Here is a 7,911-nt window from a genome sequence, read left to right as displayed (position 1 = left end):
CCGTGTATGAGAAGTATGGTGAAGCTATCAATATTTGTACAGTTATCGGCTTTCCTCTCGGCTATATGACGACGGCCGTCAAAGTAGCGGAAACTAAACAAGCTGTGGCTGATGGAGCCTCGGAAATAGATATGGTTATCAATCTGGGTATGGTGAAAAACGGCCATTACGCCAATGTGGTGGAAGAGATTAAGGCCATTAAAGAGGCTTGCGACAACAAGGTGCTCAAGGTTATCATTGAAACCTGTTATTTGACGGAGGCTGAAAAAATCGCCCTTTGCCAAGCCGTGACGGATGGCGGAGCCGATTACATTAAGACGTCCACCGGTTTCGGTACAGCCGGTGCGACCCTTGAAGATGTACTGCTTTTCAAAGAGCACATCGGGCCGAATGTGAAAATTAAAGCGGCCGGAGGTATTCGCTCCATTGAAGATATGACGGCGTATCTCGCCGCCGGATGCGATAGAATCGGTGCCAGCGCAGCCGTAGGCTTATTGTCGAATCGCTTGGACGAAACCTTTACTACCGGTGACGTGACGACTAAATAATATATGAGACCGTTGCAGCGGTTTTCACGAAAACAGGTGATACTATGCATATGAATGAATTGATTATCAAAAAGCGCAATGGCCTTGCGCATACGAAGGCGGAGTTGCAGTACATTATAGGGAATTATGTTAAGGGCGACATTCCCGATTACCAGATGAGCGCTTGGCTCATGGCCGTGTATTTTCAAGGCATGACGGATGTGGAAACGGCGGATTTGACGATGCTTATGGCTGAGTCGGGGGAACAAATCGATTTGAGCCCGATTCCGGGTATTAAAGTGGATAAACACAGCACCGGCGGCGTAGGGGATAAGACGACGTTCATTATTGCCTCAATCGTAGCTGCTTGCGGTGTACCCGTGGCCAAAATGTCGGGTCGCGGGCTCGGCCATACGGGCGGCACCATCGACAAATTGGAAGCCATTCCACACGTGAATGTGGCGCTAGCTAAAGAAGATTTCTTTAATATTGTTAAAAAAGTGGGCGTAGCTGTTACGGGGCAGTCCGGCAACTTGGCGCCGGCCGATAAGCTCATGTACGCTTTGCGCGATGTGACGGGCACGGTGGATAGCATTCCCCTCATCGCCTCATCGGTAATGAGTAAAAAATTGGCTGCCGGCAGTGATGCTATTTTACTGGATGTCAAAGTAGGCAGCGGCGCCTTTATGAAAACCTTGGACGATGCGATTAAGTTAGCTGAAACGATGGTGGCCATTGGTACCCATAACGGACGTCAAACGGTGGCCCTTATTACCGATATGGACAGACCGTTAGGCCGGGCTATCGGCAATGCTACGGAGATTGCGGAAGTCGTGGAAGTACTGCGCGGCGAAGGCCCGGATGATCTCATTCACGAATCCTTGACCTTGGCGGCCAATATGCTGTACTTAGGCGGTAAAGGTCTTTACGATGATTGCTTAGCCTTAGCTAAAGACACCTTGGCGAGTGGCCGTGGTTTTGAAAAATTCGTCGAAATGGTTAAAGCTCAGGGCGGTGATGCCACCGTTTTGACCGAACCAACCTTTGCCGAAGCAACTTATAAAAAAGCCGTATTGGCACCTACATCAGGCTATATCACGCACATGGATGCGGAAGTCTGTGGGCGGGCGGCGCTCGCGTTAGGAGCCGGCCGTTATACGAAGACGGATACACTCGATTATAAGGCGGGCATTTGGATGCTCAAAAAGACCGGTGATGCGGTCGAAGCAGGCGAAACGATTGCGTATTTACAGAGCGGTCGTGAAAACACCTTGGCCGAAGGCGAAAGTCGTTACTTAGACGCCCTTACGATAGCCGGTGAACCGCCGGCCAAGCGGCCGTTGGTTTTTGCCAGAGTTACGGCTGATGGTACGGAACGCTATGTATAGTTGGCTAATTCGGTAAATTTTTTGTTTTGACAGAATTTGCGAGTGAAATATAATCGTCCGATTATAGGGGAGGCATTCATGGCAACTTGGCAACAAACATTAATTGAGGCGGCGAAAGAAGCGGCACTCCATTCGTACAGTCCCTATTCAAACTTCGCCGTAGGGGCTGCTTTACTCAGTGAAGAGGGAACCGTCATAAGCGGTTGTAATGTAGAAAACGCTTCATACGGCCTTACCATGTGCGCCGAACGAGGTGCTATTCAGACGGCCATTGCTAAAGGGTACACAGCGTTCAAGGCGATTGCCATTGTAGGTCTGAAAAGTAATCCGTGCATGCCTTGCGGTGCCTGTCGGCAGGTAATGTTGGAATTTGATATTCCGGAAGTCCTGCTCATTGATGAAGCAGGGGCTATTATAAGCTATACGATGGAAGATTTGTTGCCCCATAGTTTTGGACCGAAGGATTTGGAGTGATTGAACGTAAAGAATGTTATAAATACGTTCTGTTCGTCGGCCACTTCGTAAGAAAGTGATTAACTACAATTTATGCGTCGTTACACTCCTATAAATTGTGTTCCCTACTTTTGTGAATTAAGTAATAAGCCCGCTGAAGTGTTCGGATGAGAATCACTTCAGCGGGCTTTAGTTGTATTAGTTGTATTTGTTGTTGGTTTTTCGAATATATTTAAGATATAGTTTTTAAACTATGCCAAACGGCCATATTTAGTTTACTATAACTTAGAAAGCAGGTAAGATAGCACCTTTGTATTTATCTTCGATGAATTTTTTAACTTCCGGCGACTGTAATGCTTTCATCAATTTCTGGATTTCAGGACGGTTTTCATCGCCTTTACGAACAGCTACGATGTTAGCATATGGGGAATCTTTATCTTCTAAGAATAAAGCACCTTTAAGCGGATCAAGACCGGCTTCTAAAGCGTAGTTAGTGTTGATAACGGCAATAGCTACGTCATCAAGGCTGCGTGGCAATTGAGCGGCTTCAAGTTCTACGAATTCAAGATTCTTAGGGTTGGAAGCAATATCAGCTGCGGTAGCATAAATGTTGTTAGGATCTTTCAAAGTGATGAGACCGGCTTTTTGTAATAAGATAAGGGCACGGCCGCCATTACTTGGATCGTTAGGAATGGCTACTTTAGAGCCGTTAGGCAAGTTTGCTTCCAAGTTTTTGTCGGTAATCGTTTTGGAGTAAACGCCCATTGGTTCAACATGAACTTTACCGGCGGATACGAGATCCATTTTATGTTCGCTGATGAATTTTTCAAGATATGGCACATGCTGGAAGAAGTTGGCATCCAATTCTTTGTCGTTAAGCGCCATATTAGGTTTTACATAATCGGTGAATTCTACAACTTTAAGTTCAATACCTTCTTTTTCTAATAACGGTTTAGCTTGTTCCAAAATTTCACCGTGTGGAACCGGCGATGCACCAACCGTAATCACTGTTTTACCGGATGTACCGGCGGATGCGTTGTTGTCGCTGCCACAACCGGCCAATAGTAAGGCACTCCCCAAAATAGCAGCGGCGGCTAAACTAAATAGTTTTTTCATGTCTCTACCTCCTCAAAATAGAAAAGCTTGACGAACGGTATCGGAGCATAAAAAAAGATGGCCACGGATTTTCCGAGCCATTCAGCAATTGCTTCTTATCTCTCGGCACATACCGCAGGATTTGGCACCATCGAATGGTTGCCGGATTTCATAGGGCCAGTCCCTCCATCACTCTCGATAACATTTCGTATTTAATTCTTTGGTTAGTATAGCATGAGGGGACAAAATTGTAAAGAGGCAAGAATGAAAAAATTGAATGTGTGTAAAAATCGGCCTAAATAAAAATAGTAGAAACGTAAATGTGTATGTTTCATATACGTTTCTACTATATTATGGAAGGCTATAGAGCTTATATTCCGAGGCCTATACAGCTTATAGCCGGAAGGCTATACAGCTTATACTTTTATTCAGAATACAGAATTGGTTTCCTTAGAATGCCGGTAAGATAGAGCCCTTGTATTTTTCTTCAATGAACTTTTTAGTATCAGCCGAGTGAAGCGCTTCTACCAATTTTTTTATTTCAGGACGATTTTCATCGCCGGGACGAACGGCAATTAAGTTAGCATATGGGGAATCTTTGGAATCTAAGAACAACGCATCGGCTAACGGATTTAAATTGGCGCCCAATGCCATAGTTGGCATTAATAGCGGCAATATCTACGTCATCAAGAGTGCGCGGTGTTTGAGCCGCTTCGACTTCAATAATGTCTAAGTTTTTAGGATTGTCCACAATATCAAGTTTGGTGGAATAAATATTATTAGGGTCTTTTAACGTAATGAGACCGGCTTGTTGTAATAACTGTAAAGCGCGCCCTGTGTTGGTTGGGTCATTAGGAATTGCCACTTTACCCCCGTTTGGTACGGATTGTTGTAAATTCTTGTCTTTGATTTTATTGGAGTATAAACCCATTGGTTCGATATGAACCGCACCGGCGGACACAAATTTCATGTTATGTTCTTCTTCAAATTTCTTCATGAATGGGATGTGTTGATAGAAATTGGCATCCAACTCTTTATCGTTTAAGGCTAAGTTAGGTTTGATGTAGTCGCTGAATTCGATGATTTTAAGGTCGACCCCTTCTTTGGCCAATTGGTCTTTCACATGTTCCAGAATTTCAGCATGCGGAACCGGTGAAGCACCGATGGTTAATGTTACTTTTTTGTCAGAACCGGCCGCTGCATTGCCTTGATCACTGCCACAGCCTGCAAGTAGTAGTGCGCTGCCTAATACAAAGGTAGCTGCTAAGGATAAAAATTTCTTCATAGTTAAAAGTCTCCTTTTCTCTCAAATAGAATCTATAAACATAGAATAGATGAAAATAGAAATTTAGTATGACGCTTGTATCCCCAAATACAAACAATCGAGTGAAATGAGTAATAAAAAAACGATGACATTTTATACCAAGTCATCGTTACTCTTTGTTATCTCTCGGTATATGCCGCAGGATTTAGCACCATCGAATGGTTGCCGGATTTCATAGGGCCAGTCCCTCCATCACTCTTGATAAGTTCACTATTGAATTTCTTTTTTGTGATTATAGCATGAGTAAAGCATACTTGTAAAGTAGGATATTGGAAAATTTTAAAATATCTTGAAAAACATACAACTTATTATGAAAATTATAGAGACTATTGTGAAAAATATAGACGCTATTAAGAAAATTATAGAATCTATTGTGAAAAATCTAGACGCTATTATCACACTGTCGGTGATTGTGAAAGGCTTATTTTTAAAAGAATAGGGAGTAGTAAAAGGGCAGCAACGCGAGGTTGCCGCCCTTTTGGTGTATTAGTTGTGAGGTTTTCTAAGTATTGGTAGGTATTTGTTTTCTTAGAGGTATTTTTACCAAAGATTATAAAGCTTTTGGAAGGGTAAAGAACCAAATCTGGCTTTCTTGTTCTTCTTTAGCGTTTTTCTTCAAGCTGATTGTTACATCATGAGGTGCTTTATCTTCGTCGTAAATCATAACCTGTTTGTCTGCGTCATAGGTGTAGTCGTCTAATTCAGGATCCGCTACGGCTTTGTCGGTTACATTGATGTCCATGCCGAAGTCGTTGTCATTAACAACTACAATAGTTTTGCGGTCCGGCATGAGGGCAAGACCTTCGGCTTTTTCAATATCCCAGCCTTGAGCGCGTAAATCAAGAACGAGTTCTTTTTGAGCCGGTACGATTTGACCGTCTAAAAGACCTAATTCAAGATCGCCGTTGTCAGCGATAGGCGTGGCGCCGTTGAGGTCAACTTTGTAGATGAGATTCTGCATTTTGCCGTTCTGTTTGCCTTGTTCAATCATGAGGAACTGACCGTTGCCGATAGACGTAATATCGCCGATTTTAGCAGCGCCGGTGTTTTTGTAACCTGTGTCTACAGGGTACGCATACATAGTCGTCGCTTTCGTTACCGGATCAAGTTCAACGATGCGGATGTATTTAGCTGTTTTAGCGGTTTTGCCGTCGATATTCATCGGGCTCTGGATGAAAGCAAATACATGGCCCTTTTCATCAACCGTAACACCTTCGCTACCACGGTTAGGCACGCGGTTAGCTAAAACTTGAGGTAAGCCCATGCCCGGACCGTATTTTTCAAGGATGTTGCCGTTTTTATCCACTTTAGCTACGAATGGACCGTATTCGTCACTGATCCAGAAGTTGCCGTCTTTGTCGAGGGAAATACCTTCTGTATCAAGACCGTTTACGTCAGTGCCCAAGTTATTCATGTTAAAGTCTAAAGCCACTTCGTTAGTGGAACCGGTGAGGCCGGATGGAACCGGTTTGCCGGAGATGGCTTTGCCGTTAACTTTGAGCGGAATGGATTTGATGATGTCCGCGCGATCTTTGGCGGGATCCACTTTGATGATACCGATACTTGGTGTGAAATCAGGGGTAGGGAAGAACTTCCCGGACATTTTTTTACCGTTTTTCACATAAGTTGGAATGTCGCCGTTAGGACCGCGGTCGGTGATGGCGTAGAATTCAATCGTACCGTCTTTGTTGATGGATTTCAAAGCCAAGGCGGAGCCGTAACCGGGGTTAATTTTGTGGTTAAAAGCCGCTTCATTGCCGGCATACGGCAACTGATACTTGTCAGCTTTAACGATGTAGGACGTAGTTTGAACGCCGTCAGCAGCGAAACCAACGCCACCCATGGTCGAAAGGGTCAAGCCCAAGGCGATTAAGCAGTTCCAATTTTTTTGCATTTTCATCATGCACCTCCTGAAAATTATGCATTTCGCATATGTAAGCTGATTATATCAAGAGAATATCAATGGACGGTAATGGAAAAGTAAGGAGTGTGTAAAAAATAAGGAGTGGTTATATGTATAAAAGTAGATGTAAAAATGGTTATGATTATGTAAATGAAGATAGGGAAAAGTAGTCTTATAAAAAAAGGCTGTAACAAAATACGGTTATTAAATCGTATTTCGTCACAGCCCCAAATGAATTATTTATTTAATATGCTATCATCGAATTCAAATTTATCATAGTAATATTTAAACATAGACGCATTTTTTGTCCGATTTTTAATCTCTTCTTCTTTTTTTTGCTTTAATTCTTGAATTTTTTCTTTAAATTGGTCTTCGTTTTTATATCTAGCATAGATACTTTTATCATATGTTAAGGTGTCATCTTTTTCATTATAGATGTATTTGCCATTTTCAGTATATAATTCTTTATTTGTTAGATTAGCTTGGATTTCATATGGTTTCATATTTAAGGTATTTAGAAACTCTAAATGAACATCATTAGTAAAAATTAATCGTTCGTCCTTCGTTTTTTGTTCGTCGTAATAATATACATCTTTTTTTATTTGGAAATTTTTATCTTTCTTTTGAATATCTAATACAATAAGGTTGACTGGTGGATATGATGATGGATTCTGCATAATCCATTTACCAACAAATACATCCTCTTCAGATTTTGTACCACATCCAGCTACTACAAACATTAAAAGAACCATAATCCCCATTAAAACTACTTTTAAATGCTTCATAACAGACCTCCTCTTACCTTTATTCTATTGAATGAATATAGTGGACATAAACACACGATTCCCATTCGCGCATTTTCGCCTTGTCTTTAAGATAACTAAAATATTATAAATTGTAAATATCTTTTTCAAAGGAGTTAAAGTAATTAGAGTAGAGTAAAGAAAATTGTAATAGATGATAGTCGTTTTTTTATCCATGGGAATGTAGACAAACTTATTTTGGTTGACTTTTTAGGTTGCTAAACTGAATAAAATTGATTTTATTTTGAATTGCAATGCTATTCAGTTTTTATTCAGTAAAAATAAATTTTTAATACGGTTTTATACGAACTCTTTACATAACTTTAAAATTCAATTTGTACAACAAAAAAGGTTCTATAATTTATTTTGGGGCGCTAAAGAGAAACGCTAGTTGCGTGTCCTCTTGGCGCCTACTTTT

Annotated in this window: 6 protein-coding genes, 1 pseudogene and 2 riboswitches; of the genes and pseudogenes, 3 read left to right on the top strand and 4 right to left on the bottom strand. The window is 41.7% G+C overall.

What is annotated here, in order from left to right:
* From deoC to E7204_RS05600, 3 genes are all read left to right on the top strand, one after another.
* A partial coding sequence (gene deoC / locus E7204_RS05610; protein ID WP_295182594.1) for a deoxyribose-phosphate aldolase occupies window positions 1–548 on the top strand: 548 nt, incomplete at its 5' end.
* Window positions 549–598: 50 nt separating this feature from the next.
* On the top strand, window positions 599–1,915 hold the full coding sequence (locus E7204_RS05605; protein WP_295182592.1) for a thymidine phosphorylase: 1,317 nt from the start codon (window positions 599–601) through the stop codon (window positions 1,913–1,915).
* A 78-nt stretch (window positions 1,916–1,993) separates the two neighbouring features.
* On the top strand, window positions 1,994–2,389 hold the full coding sequence (locus tag E7204_RS05600) for a cytidine deaminase (RefSeq protein WP_295182589.1): 396 nt from the start codon (window positions 1,994–1,996) through the stop codon (window positions 2,387–2,389).
* Between the two features lie 264 nt (window positions 2,390–2,653).
* Here E7204_RS05600 and E7204_RS05595 read toward each other — a convergent pair whose 3' ends face one another.
* From E7204_RS05595 to E7204_RS05580, 4 genes and pseudogenes are all read right to left on the bottom strand, one after another.
* The gene (locus E7204_RS05595; RefSeq protein WP_295182587.1) at window positions 2,654–3,484 is read right to left on the bottom strand and encodes a MetQ/NlpA family ABC transporter substrate-binding protein; all 831 of its coding nucleotides are present in this window, start codon (window positions 3,482–3,484) and stop codon (window positions 2,654–2,656) included.
* Between the two features lie 92 nt (window positions 3,485–3,576).
* Window positions 3,577–3,668: riboswitch (SAM riboswitch) on the bottom strand.
* A 245-nt stretch (window positions 3,669–3,913) separates the two neighbouring features.
* Window positions 3,914–4,748 (bottom strand): annotated as a pseudogene (locus E7204_RS05590) (MetQ/NlpA family ABC transporter substrate-binding protein).
* 155 nt (window positions 4,749–4,903) lie between these two features.
* Window positions 4,904–4,995, bottom strand: a riboswitch (SAM riboswitch).
* Window positions 4,996–5,337: 342 nt separating this feature from the next.
* Complete coding sequence (locus tag E7204_RS05585; RefSeq protein WP_295182585.1) at window positions 5,338–6,687, bottom strand: esterase-like activity of phytase family protein; 1,350 nt, start codon at window positions 6,685–6,687, stop codon at window positions 5,338–5,340.
* A 239-nt stretch (window positions 6,688–6,926) separates the two neighbouring features.
* Window positions 6,927–7,475, bottom strand: coding sequence for a hypothetical protein (locus tag E7204_RS05580; RefSeq protein ID WP_295182583.1), 549 nt, complete (start codon window positions 7,473–7,475; stop codon window positions 6,927–6,929).
* Window positions 7,476–7,911: the final 436 nt, after the last annotated feature.

It is taken from the genome of Veillonella sp. (genome assembly GCF_015058545.1).
Lineage (GTDB): Bacteria > Bacillota > Negativicutes > Veillonellales > Veillonellaceae > Veillonella_A.
This window is presented reverse-complemented; position numbering and strand designations above follow the sequence as displayed.

Coding starts and splice junctions, on each gene's coding strand:
- E7204_RS05605 (WP_295182592.1), top strand. CDS start 599: ATGAATGAATTGATTATCAAAAAGCGCAATGGCCTTGCGCATACGAAG.
- E7204_RS05595 (WP_295182587.1), bottom strand. CDS start 3,484: ATGAAAAAACTATTTAGTTTAGCCGCCGCTGCTATTTTGGGGAGTGCC.
- E7204_RS05580 (WP_295182583.1), bottom strand. CDS start 7,475: ATGAAGCATTTAAAAGTAGTTTTAATGGGGATTATGGTTCTTTTAATG.
- E7204_RS05585 (WP_295182585.1), bottom strand. CDS start 6,687: ATGAAAATGCAAAAAAATTGGAACTGCTTAATCGCCTTGGGCTTGACC.
- E7204_RS05600 (WP_295182589.1), top strand. CDS start 1,994: ATGGCAACTTGGCAACAAACATTAATTGAGGCGGCGAAAGAAGCGGCA.